Genomic DNA, 18,315 nt, shown 5'->3' with positions numbered 1-18,315 from the left:
CGTGCGTGCAAAGGGATGCGCTACCAGGCGGCAGAAAGGCAAGGGCCGTGACGAACACGGTCACGACCGACGCCACCACGCACGACACGACCAGGCGTCCCGGCTACGGGCAATTGCTGCGTACCCCCGGGGTCTGGTCCTATCTGCTCCCCGGCTTCCTGGCCAGGCAGCCCTTCGCGATGCTGACCATCGGCATCGTGCTGCTGGTGCAGCACACCACCGGGTCGTACGGCACCGCGGGCGTCGTCGCCGCCGTCACCGGTGTCTCCATGGCGCTGTTCGCCCCGCAGAGCGGCAAGCTCGCGGACAGGTTCGGACAGCGCGCGGTGCTGCTGCCAGGGGTGCTGGTGCACACGGCGTCCGTCGCCGCCCTGACCGCGCTCGCCCTCGCCGACGCGCCCCTGTGGGCGCTGTTCGCGGCGGCGGTCCCCGCCGGTGCCTCGGTGCCGCAGATCGGGCCGATGGTGCGGGCGCGCTGGGCCGCCAAGCTGGACGGCTCGCCCCTGATGTCGACGGCCGCGGCCTTCGAGTCCGTGACGGACGAGTTCACGTTCGTGGTGGGCCCGGTGCTGGCGACCGCGCTGTGCACCGGCGTGCACCCGGCGGCCGGCCTGATCGCGGAGGCGACGCTGACCCTGGCGGGCGGCCTGTTCTTCGCGGCGCAGAAGCGCACCCAGCCCGCCCCGAGCCGCACCGCGGGCGCCGAGCGCGCCCCGCACGTCTCGGCGCTGTCCGTGCCGGGCGTACGGGTGCTCGCGGTGGCCTTCCTGGGCATCGGCTCCGTCTTCGGCGGCATGCAGGTCTCGCTGACCGCGTTCGCGGCCGAGGCCGGCAACCCGGGCATGAACGGGCTGCTGTACGGGATCTTCGCGGGCGGCAACATGCTCGCGGGCGTCGCCTGCGGCACCATCGCCTGGAAGATCGGCCCGCGCCGGCGTCTGATGACCGGCTACGTGGGTCTGACGCTCTTCGCGTCCGGACTGTGGGCGGTGCACTCGGTGCCGCTGCTCGCCGGCCTGGGGCTGCTGGTGGGCCTGTGCATCGCGCCCGCGCTGATCACCGGCTACACGATGGTCGAGACGCTCGTCCCGGCCACCGCGCGCACGGAGGCCTTCACCTGGCTGACCGGCGCCGTCGCGTTCGGCCAGGCCATGGCGGTGACGGTGGCCGGCAGGCTGACCGACGCACACGGTTCGAGCGCCGGATTCCTGGTGCCGCTGGGCGGCACGGCGCTGGCCCTGACCGTGCTGGTACTGCTCCGCTCGCGGCTGCTGCCGCGGTCCTCGGGGCGGGTCGCGGCACGTGGTGTGGGTCACCGCGTGCCGGTCACGGTGGACTGATCCAGCGGAATACGTCACTATGGACCGTCGTTAGCACTCATCGAGTGAGAGTGCCAGGAGGAGCAAGTGCCGACCTACCAGTACCAGTGCACCGCGTGTGGCGAAGGCCTTGAGGCCGTTCAGAAGTTCACCGACGACGCACTGACCGAGTGCCCGAACTGCCAGGGACGCCTGAAGAAGGTCTTCTCTGCGGTCGGCATCGTCTTCAAGGGTTCCGGTTTCTACCGGAACGACAGCCGCGGTTCCTCGTCGAGCAGCACGGCGGCGTCCTCGGCCTCGAAGACCGCCTCGTCCTCGTCGAACGGTGGATCGTCGAGCGGTGGATCCGAGTCGAAGCCCGCGGCTTCGTCGTCGTCCACGGCCTCGTCCGCCTCGTCGTCGAAGTCTTCGTCGAGCTCGTCGAGCTCCTCCTCGGGGTCGTCCTCGGCCGCCTGAGAACCGTGTCCCCAAGTCCCCGCCGTCACCGACGGCGGGGACTTCGGCGTGCGACGGCCCCGGGCCGACGGCCGCCGCGGGGCAGGTCCTAGGCTGACGGCCATGGTGAACGCAGCGCAGGCAGAGATCGGTGTCATCGGCGGTTCGGGTTTCTACTCCTTCCTGGAGGACGTGACCGAGGTGGCGGTGGACACGCCTTACGGAAAGCCCAGCGATTCGCTGTTCCTGGGCGAGATCGCCGGCCGGAGGGTGGCGTTCCTCCCCCGGCACGGGCGCGGCCACCACCTGCCGCCGCACCGCATCAACTACCGCGCCAACCTGTGGGCGCTGCGCTCGGTGGGAGCCCGCCAGGTGCTCGGACCGTGCGCCGTGGGCGGACTGCGGGCCGAGTACGGTCCCGGCACCCTGCTCGTTCCCGACCAGCTCGTCGACCGTACGAAGACCAGGACGCAGACGTTCTACGACGGTGAGACGGCGGTCGAGGGAAAGCTGCCCGCGGTCGTGCACATGTCCTTCGCCGACCCGTACTGCCCCGTGGGCCGCGAGGCCGCGCTGGCCGCGGCGCGCGGACGGGAGTGGGAGCCGGTGGACGGCGGCACGCTGGTGGTCGTCGAAGGACCGCGCTTCTCGACCCGGGCCGAATCGCGCTGGCACGCGTCGATGGGCTGGTCCGTGGTCGGCATGACGGGTCACCCGGAGGCGGTGCTCGCACGTGAACTGGGGCTCTGCTACACGTCGATGACGCTGGTCACGGACCTGGACGCCGGGGCCGAGACGGGTGAGGGCGTCAGCCACGAGGAGGTGCTGAAGGTGTTCGGCGCCAACGTGGACCGGTTGCGCGGGGTGCTGTTCGACGCGGTGGCCGGGCTCCCCGCGAACGCCACTCGGGACTGCCTGTGCGCCCACGCGCTGGACGGGTTGGAGACGGGGATCGAGCTCTGAATCACCCTCGGGGGTGAGCGAGTTGTCCACAGTCCGAGGACTGTGCACAGGCCTCGGCGGGATCGGCGGAACGCGGGGATCGTGAGGGGTGTTCAGAGCGAACGCCCCTCATGACCTGGTGGTGATTTTCCGTGTCGTCCCCTGCTGCTTCGCCTCCTCTGCCCCTGCCCCTGCCACCCCCGTCGGCGCCCGAGCCGTGCGGAGTGCCGGAATTCGCCCCGTTGCGAGTGCGAGGCGGCGGGGTCCGGCACGGGCTGTGGCGGGCCGTGCGGCGCAGGCGCCGGTTGGTGGCGGCGGGGCTCGCGGTGACCGCTGCGGCCCTGGCCGCCTGGGCGCCACGCGGCACGGACCGTGTCGAGGCGCACCCGGCGCCGGCCGGCGCGCCCGAGCAGGTGCGCGGGCGGGCGGCCCCGCAGGCCGAGACGGTGCACGCGCCGGTACGGATCGCGGACGCGGCCACGGTACGGCTGCTGCGAACAGGGGACCGCGTCGACGTGATCGCCGCGCCCAACCCCCCGACCGGCGGCGGAAGTCCCGCGGCCCGCGTGGTGGCGACCGGGGCCCGGGTGAGCGGGCTGCCGGAACCGGCGGGGGCCGCCGCGGCCGACGGAGCACTGGTGGTGCTGGCGGTTCCCCGGTCCGTCGCGGCCCGGCTGGCGGGCGAAGGGGCGGCGTCCCGGCTGGTGGTGACGCTGTGTTGAACACCGGGGCGGCGCCGAATCGAGCTGACGAGCAGTGTCGTCACCGATACGGGTTGCAGGATTGGACAGTGGCGACGGGTGCTGCCGTAAGTTGCGGGGATATTTGCTCTGCCCCCTGCACTTGCGAAATGAGGCTCACTCGTGAGCGAAGAGAAGACCAGTGTGCTGGAAGGCTTCAAGGCCTTCCTGATGCGCGGCAACGTGATCGATCTCGCGGTCGCCGTGGTCATCGGCGCCGCCTTCACCAACATCGTGAACTCGATCGTGAAGGGCGTGATCAATCCGCTGGTCGGCGCGTTCGGCACGCAGGACCTGGAGAAGTACAGCTCCTGCCTGAAGAACCCGTGCAAGGTCGTCGACGGGACCATGCAGGGCATCCCGATCATGTGGGGCACGGTGCTCAGCGCGGTGCTGAGCTTCCTGATCACCGCAGCCGTCGTCTACTTCCTGATGGTGCTGCCGATGGCGAAGTACCTCGCCAGGCGGGCTGCCAAGGAGAAGGCGAAGGAGGCGACCGACGAGGTGATGGACGCCACGGAGATCGAGGTGCTGAAGGAGATCAGGGACGCTCTGGTCGCCCAACGCGGACCGGGGCACGGCAACCCGTAGGCGCGGAAACGGCCTTGACGCGCCGGGTAGGCGCGGAAGCACCCCGGCCGCGCCCCGCAGGCACGGAGACCCTCCTGCCGCGCCTCCCCGGGTGCGTCCCGCGCCCCGTGCGGACCCGCCTCGCCGGATGTGTCCCCCGGCCGGTTCAGACGTGGTGGGGCGGCTTCTCGTCCAGGAAGCGGGCGAGGTCCGCCGCGCCGCCGCCCCCGGCGGGCCGCTCGCCCCAGCCGCCGTCGGTGTCGTCCGACGACTGCTGGTCCAGCGGGTCGTCGAAGACCAGCCGGGGCCTGGGGCGGCCGGCCGGCTCGGGGGTGGCGGACTCGGGAGTGCTCATGCCTCCAGGGTACGGCGGCCGGCCCGGTGCCCCCGGGTCGGCTGGGGGCACCGGGTCAGCTGGGGGCACCGGGTCAACTGGGGGCACCGGGTCAGCTGGGGGCCTCGGCGCCCTTGCGGGCGTAGAACCACCAGCACACCGCCAGGCATGTGACGTAGAAGCCGACGAACACCCACAGCGAACTCACCACGGGGAAGTTCGCGAACATCGCGGGGATGAAGAAGAAGCCGTAGGCCGCGATGGCCGAGCTGAAGCCGATGACCGCCCCGGACTCCATCTCCGACTGCTTGAGCGCGGCCGCCTTCTCCTCGTCGCTGCCGCCCGCCGCACTCTTCAGGTGCTGGTCACGGAAGATCACCGGGATCTGCCGGAAGGTCGAGCCGTTGCCCAGGCCGCAGAAGAGGAAGGCGACGAGGAAGCCCGCGTAGAAGACCCAGAAGTTTCCGTTTCCGCCGCCGCCCGGCAGCGCGCTGATCACGACGACCAGGGCGATCCCCATCCCGACGAAGGACAGCATGGTCACGCGGGCGCCGCCCATCTTGTCGGCGAGCCAGCCGCCGCCCCAGCGGGCGAGCGCCCCGACGAACGGCCCGATCCAGGCGTACGTCGTCGCCGAGTAGGCCGAGTTGATCGGCGTGAAGGTGGTGTTGATCAGGTTCGGCAGGGCCGCGGCGAAGCCGATGAACGAACCGAAGGTCCCGACGTAGAGCCAGGTCATCAGCCAGTTGTGCTTCCGCTTGAAGATGATCTTCTGCTGGCTGAACGGCGCGGCGGCGACCTTGAGGTCGTTCATCAGGAACCACGCGAGCAGCGCCACGATCACCAGCAGCGGCACCCAGAGGAAAGCGCCGTTCTGGAGCCAGACGTCCTCGCCGGTCTTCTTGCTCTTCAGCGGGCCGCCCGCCGGGGCGAGGAGCACGGCCGCGGTGACGACCAGCGGGGCGACGAGCTGGACGACGGAGACGCCCAGGTTGCCGAGGCCGCCGTTCATACCGTTGGCGTTGCCCTTCTCCCGCTTGGGGAAGAAGAAGCCGATGTTGGCCATCGAAGAGGCGAAGTTCGCGCCGCCGAGTCCGCAGACCGCGGCGATCAGGGCCATCTCCCAGTACGGCGTGGAGGTGTCCTGGAGCGCGAAGCCCAGCCACAGCATCGGGGCGATCAGGATGATCGTGGAGAACGCGGTGAACTTCCGCTCGCCGAAGATCGGCCCGATGAAGGTGTAGAGGATCCGGAAGGTGCCGCCGGTGATGCCGGGGATGGCGGTCAGCCAGAAGAGCTGCGACTTGGAGTAGCCGAAGCCGACGTCGCCGAGCTTGACGACCGTCACCGACCAGACCTGCCAGACGACGAAGCCCAGCATCAGTGCGGGGACCGAGATCCACAGGTTGCGGCTGGCCACCTTGCGGCCGGTGGACCGCCAGAACGAGTCGTCCTCCGGGCGCCAGTCGGTGATCGTGGTGCCGGGCCGGTAGGTGTCGGCGCCGGCGCCGGGCTCGCTGCCGGTGCCGGGGGATGCCGGAGTTGCGGTGGACATGGGAGTCACCGGTCCTTGGGGTCGAGGAGCCAGAGGATGAGGACGGCCGCGAAGGAGAGACAGAGGAACCCCGCACCCCACCAGGCGGTGCCGGTGTCGCCCTTCATCCACTCGTTGACGGTGATGGTCAGGGCCCACAACTGGCCGATGACCACGGACATGGCGAGGAGCAGGCGGGCGGTGAGCTTGGCCGAGCGTTCCGGCTCGTGCTCGGTGCCCGCGCCGGGGCCGGGGCCCGTGTGGCGGACCCGGGGGTCGCCGTAACCGCTGGTGGGCCGGATCTGCGGGTAGCGCTCGCGGACCGGGCGGTTGAGACGCGGGTCGGCGCTGCCGGGACGGTAGACGGGCCGCGAGGGCCCGGTGGCGGTGTGCGGGCCGGGAGCGGTGTTCAGGCTAGGGGTGGGGCTCGGGCCGGGGGCGTTCGGGCCGGGGGCGGCGGCACCGGACGCGGGGGTGCCGGACGCGGGGGTGCCGGAGGCGTTCGGGCCGGGGGGTGGGTTCGGGGGGCGGTCGGTCATGTCTGCCTCTGCTGCTCGCGGGGGTCGGCGGGGGTGCGCCGGGGGGCGGTGGCTCCCGGGCAGCCGACACGGGCGGCGAACTCGGGGTGCTTGTCGACGATCTGGCGACAGAGGCCGTCCTCGACGCTCTCGCCCGAGCGGGTGGTGCCGATCGCCCAGATGCTGCCGTCCGACTCCTCGACGACGACGACCTTGGGAAGCGCCCGGGGCGGTGGGCCCGCGGTGACCTCACCGGTGCGGGCGTCGAAGATGCCCTCGTGGCAGGGGCAGTAGAGCTCGCCCTCGGTGCCGCGTTCCTTGCGCCACAGGACCGCGCAGGCGAGGTGGGTGCAGACCGCGGAGTAGCCGACCAGGGAACCGTCCGTGAGGCGCACGGCGACGGCGCGGTCCTCCTCGCCCGGGTAGCGGAAGGCGAGCGAGTCGCCGGGCTGCAGGCCGTCGGCGATCTTCTTCGGCTCGGGCGCGCCGTCGCCCTGGGCCTCGCCGTGCCGGTGCAGCACTCCCCCGGCGACCGCCAGGCCGCCGACCGCGAGGCCGCCCGAGACGGTGGCGACGATGCGCAGGTAGTCGCGCCGGGTGGTGAGGGAGTCGGCGCTGATCCGGTCGCGCAGGGCGGCCTGGGCGTCGTCGGTGCTGGTGGCCGTGGCGGTGCTGCCGGAGTCCACCGGTGGCGTGCCGCCGGGGCCCCCGGGCGGGGGCGGCTGGACTGTGGTCATCGGACGTCGACCCCGTTCACCTCGACGACCGGGAGCCCGCCGGGCACCGGCCACTGGACCTTGTCCGCGGGGACGACCATCGCGACCCCCGTGGAGACCATCACGTCGCCGAACGCGAAGGAGTCGGCGACCTGGACGCCCGGACGCTCGGCCTGGAGCTCTTCGAGAGTTCCGTAGAAGAGGGCACCGGTCGGGCAGACCGTGGCGCACATGGGCGCGAGCCCGTAGGCGGTGCGGTCGTAACAGAGGTTGCACTTCATCTGGAGCTTGGCCTCAAGGTCGATCTTGGGGACCCCGAACGGACAGGCGTTGACGCAGTTGGCGCAGCCGATGCAGCGGGTGGTGTCGGCCTGCTGGACCACCCCGTCCGCGGTCACCAGGATCGCGTCGGCGGGACAGACCTCGGCGCAGGGCGCGACCGGGTCCTCGCAGTGCATGCAGACCGTGGGGAGGGAGGCGACGGACTGGCCGGGTTCGGTGTAGTCGAGGTGGATCATCGACTTGCCGCGGTGCGAGTCGCATTCGCGGCAGGCCGACACACAGGCCTGACAGCCGATGCAGCGACCCGGGTCAATGAAGATCGTTTTACCCATCATGGCTGGTCAGCGCCTCTCTTCTGCGGTTGCCCTGCCCTGTGGGGCGGTGGGCGGCAGGGGGTCGGTGCGGGAGACCTGGGTCTCGGGGTACGCCTGGTGGCCCGGCGCCACCGGTGGCGCGGGAACCTCGTCGATCCGCTCCGCCCGCTCGATCCGGCAGGCGCAGACCTTGTACTCCGGGATCTTGGAGCGGGGGTCGAGGGCGTCGATGGTCAGGACGTTCGCGGCGGTCGGCGCCGGCCAGTGGTACGGGATGAAGAAGGTGTCGGGGCGGATCGCCTCCGTCACCAGCGCCGGGTATACGGAGCTGCCGCGCCGGGTGACCACGCGCACCGGGTCGCCGTTGCGGAAGCCGTGCGAGGGGTGCACCTCCACCCAGGGACGCGGGGTCTGCTCGACGAGCGCGCCGAGCCGACGGGTCTGGTTGCCGGAGAGGAAGTGCGCGACGGTGCGTCCCGTGGTGAGCGTCATCGGGAACTCGTCGTCGTACGGGTCCATCGGCAGGTGCCACTCGACCACCTGGAGGTGGAACTTGCCGTCGGGGTGGTAGGTCTTGCCGTCCTCGAAGAGGCGCGGGGTGCCGGGGTGCTCGGTGTCCGGGCAGGGCCAGACGATGCCGCCGGTCTCCTCCAGGCGTTCGTAGGTGATGCCGTAGTAGTCGTTGACGGTGCCGGCGGAGGCCACCCGCAGCTCGTCGAAGACCTCCCGCGACCCGGCGAAGGCGAACTTGTCCCCCGCGCCGAGGCGCTGGGCGAGCTGGCACATCACCCAGGTGTCGGTGCGGACGCCGGCCGGGGGCTCCTGCGCCTTGTTGTGCTTGACGACGCGGGCCTCCGCGTTGGCCATCACGCCCTCGTCCTCGGCCCAGCTGGTGACCGGGAAGACGACGTGCGCGTTGGCCGCCGTCTCCGAGAGGAAGAAGTCGAACTGGGCGTGGAACTCGGCCGCGTCGTAACCCTCCTTCACCACCCGGTAGTTGGGCAGTGAGACGAACGGGTTGTTGCAGATGCCGATCATTCCGCGGATCTCGCCGCGCTGCATCTGCCAGACCATCTCCATCATCGAGGTGCCGGCGGGCGGGAGTTCGGACTCCTCGATGCCCCAGATCTCACAGATCTGCCGGCGGTGCTCGGGGTTCATGATCGAGCGCCCGCCGGGCAGCAGGTCGGACTTCTGGCCGTGCTCGCGGCCGCCCTGCCCGTTGCCCTGGCCGGTGAGCGTGCCGTAGCCGGCGCCCGGCTTGCCGATGTTGCCGGTGGCCACGCACAGGTTGATGACCGACAGGCAGTTCTCGACCCCCTGGGAGTGGTGCTCGATGCCGCGTGCGTGCCAGGCCATCGCCTTGCCCGCCCCCGCGAAGACCCGGGCGACCTGTTCGATCTGCGCGGCCGGGACCCCGCAGATCTCGGCGGCCCGCTCCGGGGGGTACTCGGCGACCTTGGCCCTGACCTCCTCCCAGCCGGTGGCGTACGCCGCCAGGTAGGCCTCGTCGACGAGCTTCTCCCGTACGACGACGTGCAGCAGGGAGTTGAAGAACGCCGAGTCCGTGCCCGGCTTGAGGGCGACGTGGATGTCGGCCGTGCGGGCCACCGCCGTCTCGCGCGGGTCGATCACGATGAGCGTGGCCCCCCGGTCCCGAGCGCCCCACACGTACTGGGTGAGCACCGGGAAGCACTCGCCGACGTTGGAGCCCGCGATCAGCAGGCAGTCGGTGAGCAGGATGTCGGAGAACGGGTTGCCCGCGCGGTCGATGCCGAAGGTCAGCTTGTTGGCCCCCGCGGCGGAGACCATGCACAGCCGCCCGTTGTAGTCGACGTGCCGCGTCTTGAGCGCGACCCGGGCGAACTTGCCGACCAGGTACGTCTTCTCCGAGAACAGGCTCGCGCCGCCGAGCAGGCCGAACGCGTCGTTCCCGTACGTCTGCTGGATCCGGCGCACCTCGGACGCGGTGAAGTCGAGGGCCTCCTCCCAGGAGACCTCCCGGAACTCCTCGTCGCGGGAGCGCCTCATCAGCGGGGCGGTCAGCCGGTCGGGGTGGTTGACCTGCTGGTAGGCGTTGATGCCCTTGGGGCACAGCCGCATCCGGTTGATGTCGTGGTTGCGCGGCTCGACGCCGAAGACCTTGCCGCCCTTGTCGACGCGCAGGTACATCCCGCACTGCACGCCACAGAAGCAGCAGTGGGTGGGCACGAGGGTCTCGCCGTTCTGGTCGGCGTGCCACTGGTCGGCGGGGATGCCGCCGGCGTCGCGGAAGCCGCGGGTGCCTGGGGGTGCGATGGAGGGGTCGAGCGGGATGCGCCCGCCTGCCGCTGCGGCGGGCCGGTCGCCCCGTACGGTGCGTCCCAGCGGGACGTCCTGCGCGGTCACTTGAAACCCTTCTTGACGTGCGAGAGATAGGCGTTGCCGCGCAGTTCGCGCTTGCAGCGCGGGCAGTACTCGGCCCACTGGGCGAAGTCGAGCTGCAGGTCGCGCATGGTCGCCTCAAGGTTCTCGACGTACGGCGCGGTGTCGATCGGCGTGTTGCAGCGGCGGCAGTGGAAGATCTCCTCCTGCTGCCGGCCGGTGTACTTGAACAGCTGCATCCCGACGGCCGCGGGCCGCTGCACGATGTGGAAGAACTTCCCGAAGGGGATGTAGATGAGGGTGAAGACGACCGAGACCATGTGCAGGATCGCCAGGAACTCGTAGCCTCCGCCGTGCAGGAAGATCGAGGAGAAGGTGAGCAGCAGTCCGGTCACCGAGATCACGATCAGGGCGATGAGCGGGACCAGGTCGTAGGCGAAGCGCTGTCCCGTCATCGCGCCGCGGTCCTTCATCCGGCGCCACAGGAAGTACGAGGCGCCGGGGATGACCAGGACGGCGGCGATGTCCAGGCCGTGGAACATCAGCCAGCCGATCAGGCTGGAGGAGTCGTAGCCGAGGACCTTGATGCCCCAGATCCGCATCTCGTAGCCGGGGCCCGAGCCGCTGCCCGAGGTGAAGGTGAACCAGCCCCAGGTGAGCGGGAAGGTGATCGCGGCGGCCAGGATGCAGCCCCAGAAGATGAGCTGGTGGGCGGCCCAGCGGGCGTGCGAGCGGGCGCCGAGGAACTTCTGGAAGCCCAGGTAGGTGGCGATCATCCTGGGCAGCGCGGTGGGCGCCTTGCGGAAGTTCTCGGCGGAGAAGAGGCTGCCCCAGCCCCGCTTGAAGAGCCGTCGGGCACCGGGGGCGGAGATCCAGACGGTGTAGCGGTAGGCAACGCCGAAGGCGAGGAAGATGCTCGCGACCGCGTACGGGATGAGGGCGGAGTCGAAGTCCCTCAGCATCCGGCTGCCGAAGTAGATGGCGAGGATGAGGAGCAGGGAGACGACAGCGCCGGTGAGGGTGGCGCGGCGGGTGACGGAGGGCGGGGTCGCGGCGGGCAGGACGGCGGCCTCGGGCGGGACCGGGGTGGTGGGCACGGAGGCCGCGGCCCCGCCCGGGGCCGTCCCTCGCCCGCCAGGGCCGCCCGCCGGGTGGCCCTGCTGCCCACGGGGCGGGGCGCCGCTGCCCACGGGGTTCGGTGGGGAGGGCGGGTCCGGAGGTGCAATGGAGGGCTCGGTCACCCCATCAAATTAGGGCGAAAGATGCGCTTTCACCCCTCGGGACACTCAGACGGCGTACAAGCCGTGTCCCTCGAAGATCTCCCGGGCGGCGGCGACCTCCGCCGGACCGGGCGAGGGGGTGTCGCGCAGGGTGAAGTTCTTGCCGAGGGCGTCCCACTTCGCCTCGCCCAGCTTGTGGAAGGGCAGCACGTCGACGCGGGAGACGACACCGAGGGAGGCGGCGAAGGCGGCGACCCCCTCGATGTTCGCGGGGTCGTCCGTGAGGCCGGGGACCAGCACGAACCGCACATGGACCTCCTTGCCCAGGTCGGCCAGCCGGCGCCCGAAGGCCAGGGTGGGGGCGAGCTCGCGGCCGGTGACCTTCCGGTAGGTCGCCGGGTCCCAGGACTTGATGTCGAGGAGAACCAGGTCGACGTCGCGGAGCAGGGCGTCGGTGGCGCGGGCGCCCAGGTAGCCCGAGGTGTCCAGGGCGGTGTGCAGGGCGAGCTCGTGCTTGAAGCGGTGGAGGAGTTCGCCCGCGAAGACCGGCTGGAGGAGCGGCTCACCCCCGCTGATGGTGGCGCCGCCGCCGGAGGCCCTGATGAACGTCGTGTACTTCGCGGCCTCGGCGACGATGTCGTCCGCCGCGTACCGCTTCCCGTTGCGCATCGCCATCGTGTCCGGGTTGTGGCAGTACAGGCAGCTCAGCGGGCAGCCGGAGAGAAAGGTGACGAAGCGGGTGCCGGGCCCGTCGACGCCGGTGGACAGGTCCCAGGAGTGCACCGAGCCGGTGACCGGCCGGTGGGTGGCGGCGGCGGCGGGGGTCGCGCAGTCGACGACGGCCGGGGCGGCCGCCCGTACGGGGATCTCGCTCGCGAGCAGTACGGCGGTCATGGCAGGTGCCTCCTGGGCGGGGCGGAGAAACGGTTTTTCGTACGGCGCCGGGGCCGGGTGAGGTCAGGGGGATCGGCCCCGGCGCCGTACGGATCTGGGGCCCGCGGGTCTCCGCGGGCGGCGCCCGCCGCCGCGAGGCGGCGGGCCGGTGGCCCAAGGGCCGAGGGGGCTCAGGGGCTCAGGGGCTCAGGGGCGAGCCGTGGAGCCGGTGGCCCTAGAGCGAGCCGTGGAAGGTGCGGTTGATGACGTCGAGCTGCTGCTCGCGGGTCAGCCGCACGAAGTTGACCGCGTAGCCGGAGACCCGGATGGTCAGCTGCGGGTAGTTCTCCGGGTGCTCCATGGCGTCTTCGAGCATCGCCTTGTCGAGGACGTTGACGTTCATGTGGAAGCCGTTGCTCGCCATGAAACCGTCCAGGACGCCCGCCAGGTTCTGGATCCGCTCCTGTGCCGTGCGGCCGAGCGCGTCCGGGGTGATCGTGTTGGTCAGCGAGATGCCGTCCTCCGCGTCGTCGTACGGGAGCTTCGCGACCGACAGGGCGGAGGCGATGTAGCCGTGCTCGTCGCGGCCGTTCATCGGGTTGGCGCCGGGTGCGAAGGGGGCGCCGGCCCGCCTGCCGTCCGGGGTGTGGCCGGTCTTCTTCCCGTAGACCACGTTTGAAGTGATCGTGAGCACAGACTGTGTGTGCACGGCGTCGCGGTACGTCGGGTGCTTGCGGATCTTCTTCATGAAGTCCTCGACGATGCCCTTGGCGAGGGCGTCCGCGCGGTCGTCGTTGTTGCCGTACGCCGGGTAGTCGCCCTCGATCTCGTAGTCGACGGCAAGACCGCTCTCGTCCCGGATCACCTTGACGCGGGCGTGCTTGATGGCGGAGAGGGAGTCCGCCGCCACCGAGAGACCGGCGATGCCGCAGGCCATGGTGCGCAGGATCTCCTGGTCGTGCAGGGCCATCTCGATGCGCTCGTAGGCGTACTTGTCGTGCATGTAGTGGATGACGTTGAGCGCGTGCACATAGGTCTTCGCCAGCCAGTCCAGCATCGCGTCGTAGCGCGGCGCGACGTCCTCGTAGTCGAGGTAGTCACCGGTGACCGGCTCGAAACCGCGCACCACGAGCTTGCCGGACTTCTCGTCCCGGCCGCCGTTGATCGCGTACAGCAGCGCCTTGGCGACGTTGACGCGGGCGCCGAAGAACTGCATCTGCTTGCCGACCGCCATCGCGGAGACGCAGCACGCGATCGCGGTGTCGTCGCCGTACTTCGGACGCATCAGTTCGTCGGACTCGAACTGGATCGCCGAGGTGTCGATGGCCACCTGCGAGGCGAACGACTTGAAGCCCTGCGGCAGGTGCTGCGACCAGAACACGGTGAGGTTGGGCTCGGGGGCCGGGCCGAGGTTGTAGAGCGTCTGGAGGGCGCGGAAGGTGGTGCGCGAGACCAGCGGGCGGCCGTCCTCGCCGATGCCGGCCATCGACCAGGTGACCCAGGTCGGGTCCCCGGAGAAGCCCTCGTTGTACTCGGGCGTGCGCAGGAAGCGGACGATGCGCAGCTTGATGACGAAGTCGTCGACGAACTCCTGCGCCTGCTCCTCGGTGAGGAGGCCCTTGTCGATGTCGCGCTGGAGGTAGATGTCCAGGAAGTTGTCGATGCGGCCGATCGACATGGCCGCGCCGTTCTGCTCCTTCACGGCCGCCAGGTAGGCGAAGTACAGCCACTGCACGGCCTCGCGGCCGGTACGGGCCGGGCCCGAGATGTCGTAGCCGTACGAGGCGGCCATCGACTTGAGCTCGTTCAGCGCCTTGATCTGCTCGGAGATCTCCTCGCGGTCGCGGATGACGTGCTCGGTGGCCCACTGCTCGCCCGCACGGGCCTTGTCGGCCTCCTTCGCCTCGATCAGACGGTCGACGCCGTACAGGGCGACCCTGCGGTAGTCACCGATGATGCGGCCACGGCCGTACGCGTCGGGCAGGCCGGTGATGATGCCGGAGGAGCGGCAGGCGCGGATCTCGGGGGTGTAGGCGTCGAAGACGCCCTCGTTGTGGGTCTTGCGGAGGTGGGTGTAGATGTCGCGGACCTCGGGGTCGGCCTCGTAGCCGTACGCGTTGAGGGCCGTCTCCACCATCCGCCAGCCGCCGTTGGGCATGATCGCCCTCTTGAGCGGGGCGTCGGTCTGCAGACCGACGATGAGGTCCTTGTCGGCGTCGACGAAACCGGGGGCGAAGGCGTCGATGCGCGAAGGCGTCTTCACGTCGACGTCGTGGATGCCCTTGCTGATCTCCTCGGGGAACATCGACAGGAGCTTCTGCCAGACGGCCGTGGTGCGTCCGGTGGGACCGGCCAGGAAGGCGGCGTCACCGTCGTACGGGGTGTAGTTGCGCTGCACGAAGTCGCGGACGTCGACGGCGTCGCGCCACGGGCCGTCCTGGAAGCCCTCCCAGGCGTCCGGGGTCACCGCGCTCTGCGCACCGTTCACCGCTGTCTCCACGGGGGCTGTGGTCATCGTCCGCACCTTCCGTTCCTGCCTCGTCGCTATGTCTTCATTGCACTCCTCCCAGGCCGCCGCGGCGGCGCGCAATGGTCCCCATTCGAGGACCGAAGGACCTCAGTTCTGCCTGCCTCTCTTCGGCATACCGGCCTTGACCTGCTCTTCCTGTCGGGCCCAAAGTCCTTAGTTCGCTTGTGAACGCATTCACAAAGATTTCCGCGCATGGGCGGCCACCACCTCGGCGCCGTCCCGCGCGCGCCCCCGCGCGGGCTCTGCTCTCTTGTACGTATGAGCCACCCACCCGCGCCCACCGGCCTGCTGCGCCGCATGACGTCGCGCAGTCCCGACGAGGGGCACCGCGCCGCGACCCCGCTGGAACTCTTCTTCGACCTGTGCTTCGTGGTCGCCGTCGCCCAGGCCGGGGCGCGGCTCGTGCACGCGGTCGCCGAGGGACACTTCGGCTCGGGGGTGCTCGGCTACTTCCTGGTCTTCTTCGCCATCTGGTGGGCGTGGGTGAACTTCACCTGGTTCGCCTCCGCGTACGACAACGACGACGTGTTCTACCGCGTCGCCGTACTCGTGCAGATCGCGGGCGTACTGGTGCTGGCGGCCGGGGTGCCGCGGGCGTTCGACGACGGGGACTGGGCCGTCGCCGTCGTGGGGTACGTCGTGATGCGCCTGGCCATGACCTGTCAGTGGCTACGGGTGGCCAGGCACAACACCGGGGCCGAGCGGGCGACCGCCCTGAAGTACGCCGCGGGCCTGGTGATCGTCCAGGTCGGCTGGCTCGCCGTGCTGTCCGTGCCGGACGGCGCACGCCTGTACGTCTTCGCGGTGCTCGCCGTCGCCGAACTGAGCGTGCCGGTGCTCGCCGAAAAGGGCTTCCACACCTCGTGGCACCCGCACCACGTCGCCGAGCGGTACGGCCTGTTCACCATCATCGTGCTCGGCGAGTCCATCACCGCCGCCACGGTCGCCGTGCAGGAGGCACTGGACGAGCACGACGAGCTGGGAGAGCTGCTGTCCCTCGCGGGCGGCGGCCTGCTGATCGTCTTCGCCGCCTGGTGGATCTACTTCTCCTCCCCCGCACAGGACCGGCTCACCTCCATGCGGCGGGCGGTGCAGTGGGGGTACGGGCACCTGTTCATCCTGGGTTCCGCGGCGGCGATCGGAGCGGGCATCGAGGTGGCGGTCGAGCAGGTGGTGGGCAAGGCGCACATCTCCGCCGTCGCGGCGGCCGCCGCGGTGACGGTCCCGACCGCGCTGTTCCTGTTCACCGGCTGGTTGCTGCAGGCCCGGTACTTCAAGCGGGACCTCGCCGAGAAGGCGCTGATGCCGGTGACGGTGGTCGCGGTGCTCGCGTGCACCTTCCTCGGCGTCCCGGGCGTGCTCGCGGCGGGGCTGGTCATGGCGCTGGCGGTGGCGGTCGGTGTGCTGCTCTCCGCACGGCCGGACCCCGGTACCCTCCGCAGGCCCCGGCCGACGTGATACGCAAGGCCCATGGCAGAACTCAGCGGCACCCCGGGGCGAACGACGCACTGACCGACGTGGCGGGCCTGCGGGTCGGCCACGCGCGCGTGAGCGGCGCGCACGCCCTGTCGGGGACCACCGTGGTGCTCGGCCCGCAGGGCGGCTTCGTCGCCGCGGTGGACGTACGGGGCGGCGGGCCCGGCACCCGTGAGACGGACGCCCTGGACCCGCGCAACCTGGTGCAGCACACCGACGCGATCGTGCTGACCGGCGGCAGTGCGTACGGGCTGGACTCCGCGTCCGGGGTGATGGCCTGGCTGGAGGAGCAGCAGCGCGGTTTCCGGATCGGCCTCGACCCGGCGCAAGTGGTGCCGGTGGTGCCAGCGGCGTGCCTCTTCGACCTCGGCCGCGGCGGCGACTGGCGCTCGCGTCCCGACGCGGCGACGGGGCGGGCGGCCGTGATGGCCGCCGCAGGCACGGAGGCCGGCGCCCCGGTGGCCCAGGGCTCGGTCGGCGCCGGCACGGGCGCGGTGGTCGGCGGTCTCAAGGGCGGCGTCGGCACCGCGAGCGCACGACTCGCCCAGGGGGTGACCGTGGCCGCGCTGGTGGTGGTGAACGCGGTGGGCTCGGCCGTCGATCCGCTGACCGGGGTGCTCTACGGGGAGTACTTCCAGGGGCGTGCCGCCCACCCCGGCGAGGAGGTGCACCGGGAGGCGCTGCGGCGCACCCGGGAGGCACGCGAGGAGTCCGCGCGCCGCTACGCCCAGTCCGTGCGCCCCCCGTTGAACACCACCCTCGCGGTGGTCGCCACCGACGCGCTGCTCACGCGCGCCCAGGCGCAGAAGCTCGCCGGGACGGCGCACGACGGCTTCGCGCGTGCGCTGCGTCCCGTGCACCAGCTGACGGACGGCGACACGGTGTTCGCCCTGTCCACCGGCGCTCTGCCCCTGCTCACCGGGGAGCAGGACCCGGCGTTCGCCGCGCAGTTGGCGGCGGACGCACTCAACGAGGTACTGGCGGCCGGCGCGGACACCGTGACGCGGGCGATCGTCAAGGCGGTCCGGGCGGCGACCGGCGCCGACGGGCCGGGCGGGGTCTTCCCCGCGTACGGGGAGCTGTATCCGGGCGCGGGCTGAGCGCATACCAGCGTGTGGGGTGAGCGCACTACCGGGCGCTCCCGGTGCACGATGCGAGTCGGCGAACCGCCCGCTTTCGGGGCGGATCGCGGGAACCTCTCGTGGGCCGCCCGTCGTTCACAGGCAAATAAGTGCCAACCCGGGGCGCGATGTCAGACCCAGCGGCTACTTTGAGTACCGAGCAAGTCACCTGCGGCGACGGCCTGGAGAAAGCCTTGAACGATCCGTATGAGAACGAGAGCGACGGCCTCGAATCCACCGAGGACCACCTCGGGCTGCTCCTGGGCCGCGCCCTGAACTCCTTCGACCTGCCGGACGAGACGGTGGACCGGCTCGCGTCCGCGCTGGCGCACAGCTCGTCGCTGCGCTCCTCGCACCACAGCGCCGGCCTGCGCCGCTCCCTGCACCGGCACACCTTCCTGCTCGCCGACGGCTCCTCGCTCACCCTGTGGGAGCTGGTGCACAACGCGGGCCGCGACCACCGCACCGAGCACGAGCTGTACACGGACGTCACCGAGGCCGGACTCGCCGCCGACCGGCTCTCCGGAAACGGCGGTCCGGCCGCCGACGGCGTGCCGCTCTTCCCCGAGTACATCGACGGGTACGACGCGATAGCCGTCCCTGACGACCTCTCGGAGCACGTGGCGGGCGACCTGGAGGTGCTCTCGGGTCTGCTGGCCCGCCCCCGCGGGGAGGTCAGGCGTTCCTTCGTGCCGGACGACTCCCCCGACCACGCGCGCCGGGTGCTGCGCCGCGCGGAGAACGCGGACCGGCCTGGCGAGGAGACCGCACGGCTGCTCGCCGACGCCCTCGCGCACGAGATCACCCAGGTGTTCGGACGGCAGTGCCGCATCCAGGGCCGCGAGGTGGGCTTCACACTGTACGAGCACGCGTTCCTGCTGCTGGACGGCGGCGAGGCGAGCCTGTGGGAGGTCGAGCACACGGCGACCCCCGACGGACGCCACATGTGCGAGGTGTACGCGGACAAGCACTCCGCCCGCGAGGCGATGGAGCTTCGCGGGCGGGTGCGCTGACCGGCCGGTCCTGC

At 71.1% G+C, this 18,315-nt stretch carries 17 protein-coding genes; 8 read left to right on the top strand and 9 right to left on the bottom strand.

Going from position 1 to position 18,315, the window contains the following annotated elements; translation table 11 throughout:
• Nucleotides 1–47: 47 nt before the first annotated feature.
• The 5 genes from ACIQM4_RS14800 (at nt 48) to mscL (ending at nt 4,027) form a co-directional block, all read left to right on the top strand.
• A complete protein-coding gene (locus ACIQM4_RS14800; RefSeq protein ID WP_401591023.1) occupies nt 48–1,340 on the top strand; it encodes an MFS transporter in 1,293 nt (430 codons plus the stop codon).
• Nucleotides 1,341–1,406: 66 nt separating this feature from the next.
• A complete protein-coding gene (locus ACIQM4_RS14795; protein ID WP_401591020.1) occupies nt 1,407–1,775 on the top strand; it encodes an FmdB family zinc ribbon protein in 369 nt (122 codons plus the stop codon).
• Nucleotides 1,776–1,877: 102 nt separating this feature from the next.
• The gene (locus ACIQM4_RS14790; RefSeq protein ID WP_401591018.1) at nt 1,878–2,717 is read left to right on the top strand and encodes an S-methyl-5'-thioadenosine phosphorylase; all 840 of its coding nucleotides are present in this window, start codon (nt 1,878–1,880) and stop codon (nt 2,715–2,717) included.
• A 227-nt stretch (nt 2,718–2,944) separates the two neighbouring features.
• Nucleotides 2,945–3,418: a hypothetical protein gene (locus tag ACIQM4_RS14785; protein ID WP_401591423.1), complete on the top strand. Its 474-nt coding sequence runs from the start codon at nt 2,945–2,947 to the stop codon at nt 3,416–3,418.
• 141 nt (nt 3,419–3,559) lie between these two features.
• The gene (gene mscL / locus ACIQM4_RS14780; protein WP_401591016.1) at nt 3,560–4,027 is read left to right on the top strand and encodes a large conductance mechanosensitive channel protein MscL; all 468 of its coding nucleotides are present in this window, start codon (nt 3,560–3,562) and stop codon (nt 4,025–4,027) included.
• Between the two features lie 145 nt (nt 4,028–4,172).
• On the opposite strand, the gene ACIQM4_RS14775 is transcribed toward mscL, so the two are convergent.
• The 9 genes from ACIQM4_RS14775 to pflB form a co-directional block, all read right to left on the bottom strand.
• Nucleotides 4,173–4,361, bottom strand: coding sequence for a hypothetical protein (locus tag ACIQM4_RS14775; RefSeq protein ID WP_401591013.1), 189 nt, complete (start codon nt 4,359–4,361; stop codon nt 4,173–4,175).
• 91 nt (nt 4,362–4,452) lie between these two features.
• A complete protein-coding gene (locus tag ACIQM4_RS14770; protein ID WP_401591011.1) occupies nt 4,453–5,895 on the bottom strand; it encodes an MFS transporter in 1,443 nt (480 codons plus the stop codon).
• 5 nt (nt 5,896–5,900) lie between these two features.
• Nucleotides 5,901–6,413: a hypothetical protein gene (locus ACIQM4_RS14765; RefSeq protein WP_401591008.1), complete on the bottom strand. Its 513-nt coding sequence runs from the start codon at nt 6,411–6,413 to the stop codon at nt 5,901–5,903.
• On the bottom strand, nt 6,410–7,129 hold the full coding sequence (locus ACIQM4_RS14760; RefSeq protein ID WP_401591005.1) for a Rieske (2Fe-2S) protein: 720 nt from the start codon (nt 7,127–7,129) through the stop codon (nt 6,410–6,412). Before ACIQM4_RS14760 ends, ACIQM4_RS14765 begins: the two co-directional genes overlap by 4 nt.
• Nucleotides 7,126–7,725, bottom strand: coding sequence for a 4Fe-4S dicluster domain-containing protein (locus ACIQM4_RS14755; protein WP_362417721.1), 600 nt, complete (start codon nt 7,723–7,725; stop codon nt 7,126–7,128). The genes ACIQM4_RS14760 and ACIQM4_RS14755 overlap by 4 nt, the downstream gene beginning before the upstream one ends.
• A gap of 6 nt (nt 7,726–7,731) precedes the next feature.
• On the bottom strand, nt 7,732–10,071 hold the full coding sequence (locus ACIQM4_RS14750) for a molybdopterin oxidoreductase family protein (RefSeq protein ID WP_401591421.1): 2,340 nt from the start codon (nt 10,069–10,071) through the stop codon (nt 7,732–7,734).
• A gap of 17 nt (nt 10,072–10,088) precedes the next feature.
• Nucleotides 10,089–11,165, bottom strand: a complete 1,077-nt coding sequence (locus ACIQM4_RS14745) for an MFS transporter (RefSeq protein WP_401591002.1) — start codon at nt 11,163–11,165, stop codon at nt 10,089–10,091.
• 189 nt (nt 11,166–11,354) lie between these two features.
• Nucleotides 11,355–12,182 carry a pyruvate formate-lyase-activating protein gene (gene pflA, locus ACIQM4_RS14740; RefSeq protein WP_401591000.1) on the bottom strand — a complete coding sequence of 276 codons (828 nt, stop codon included), beginning with the start codon at nt 12,180–12,182 and terminating at the stop codon, nt 11,355–11,357.
• Nucleotides 12,183–12,396: 214 nt separating this feature from the next.
• Nucleotides 12,397–14,676, bottom strand: a complete 2,280-nt coding sequence (pflB, locus tag ACIQM4_RS14735; protein ID WP_401590997.1) for a formate C-acetyltransferase — start codon at nt 14,674–14,676, stop codon at nt 12,397–12,399.
• A 273-nt stretch (nt 14,677–14,949) separates the two neighbouring features.
• Between pflB and ACIQM4_RS14730 the strand changes: the two genes are divergently transcribed.
• The 3 genes from ACIQM4_RS14730 (at nt 14,950) to ACIQM4_RS14720 (ending at nt 18,301) form a co-directional block, all read left to right on the top strand.
• Nucleotides 14,950–16,149 (top strand): low temperature requirement protein A, encoded by a 1,200-nt coding sequence (locus ACIQM4_RS14730; protein WP_401590995.1) that lies wholly within the window; start codon nt 14,950–14,952, stop codon nt 16,147–16,149.
• Nucleotides 16,146–17,267, top strand: coding sequence for a P1 family peptidase (locus ACIQM4_RS14725; RefSeq protein WP_401590992.1), 1,122 nt, complete (start codon nt 16,146–16,148; stop codon nt 17,265–17,267). The genes ACIQM4_RS14730 and ACIQM4_RS14725 overlap by 4 nt, the downstream gene beginning before the upstream one ends.
• 215 nt (nt 17,268–17,482) lie before the next feature.
• Nucleotides 17,483–18,301: a DUF6227 family protein gene (locus ACIQM4_RS14720; protein ID WP_401590989.1), complete on the top strand. Its 819-nt coding sequence runs from the start codon at nt 17,483–17,485 to the stop codon at nt 18,299–18,301.
• Nucleotides 18,302–18,315 lie beyond the last annotated feature (14 nt).

The organism is Streptomyces sp. NPDC091272 (genome assembly GCF_044757485.1).
GTDB lineage: Bacteria > Actinomycetota > Actinomycetes > Streptomycetales > Streptomycetaceae > Streptomyces.
This window is presented reverse-complemented; position numbering and strand designations above follow the sequence as displayed.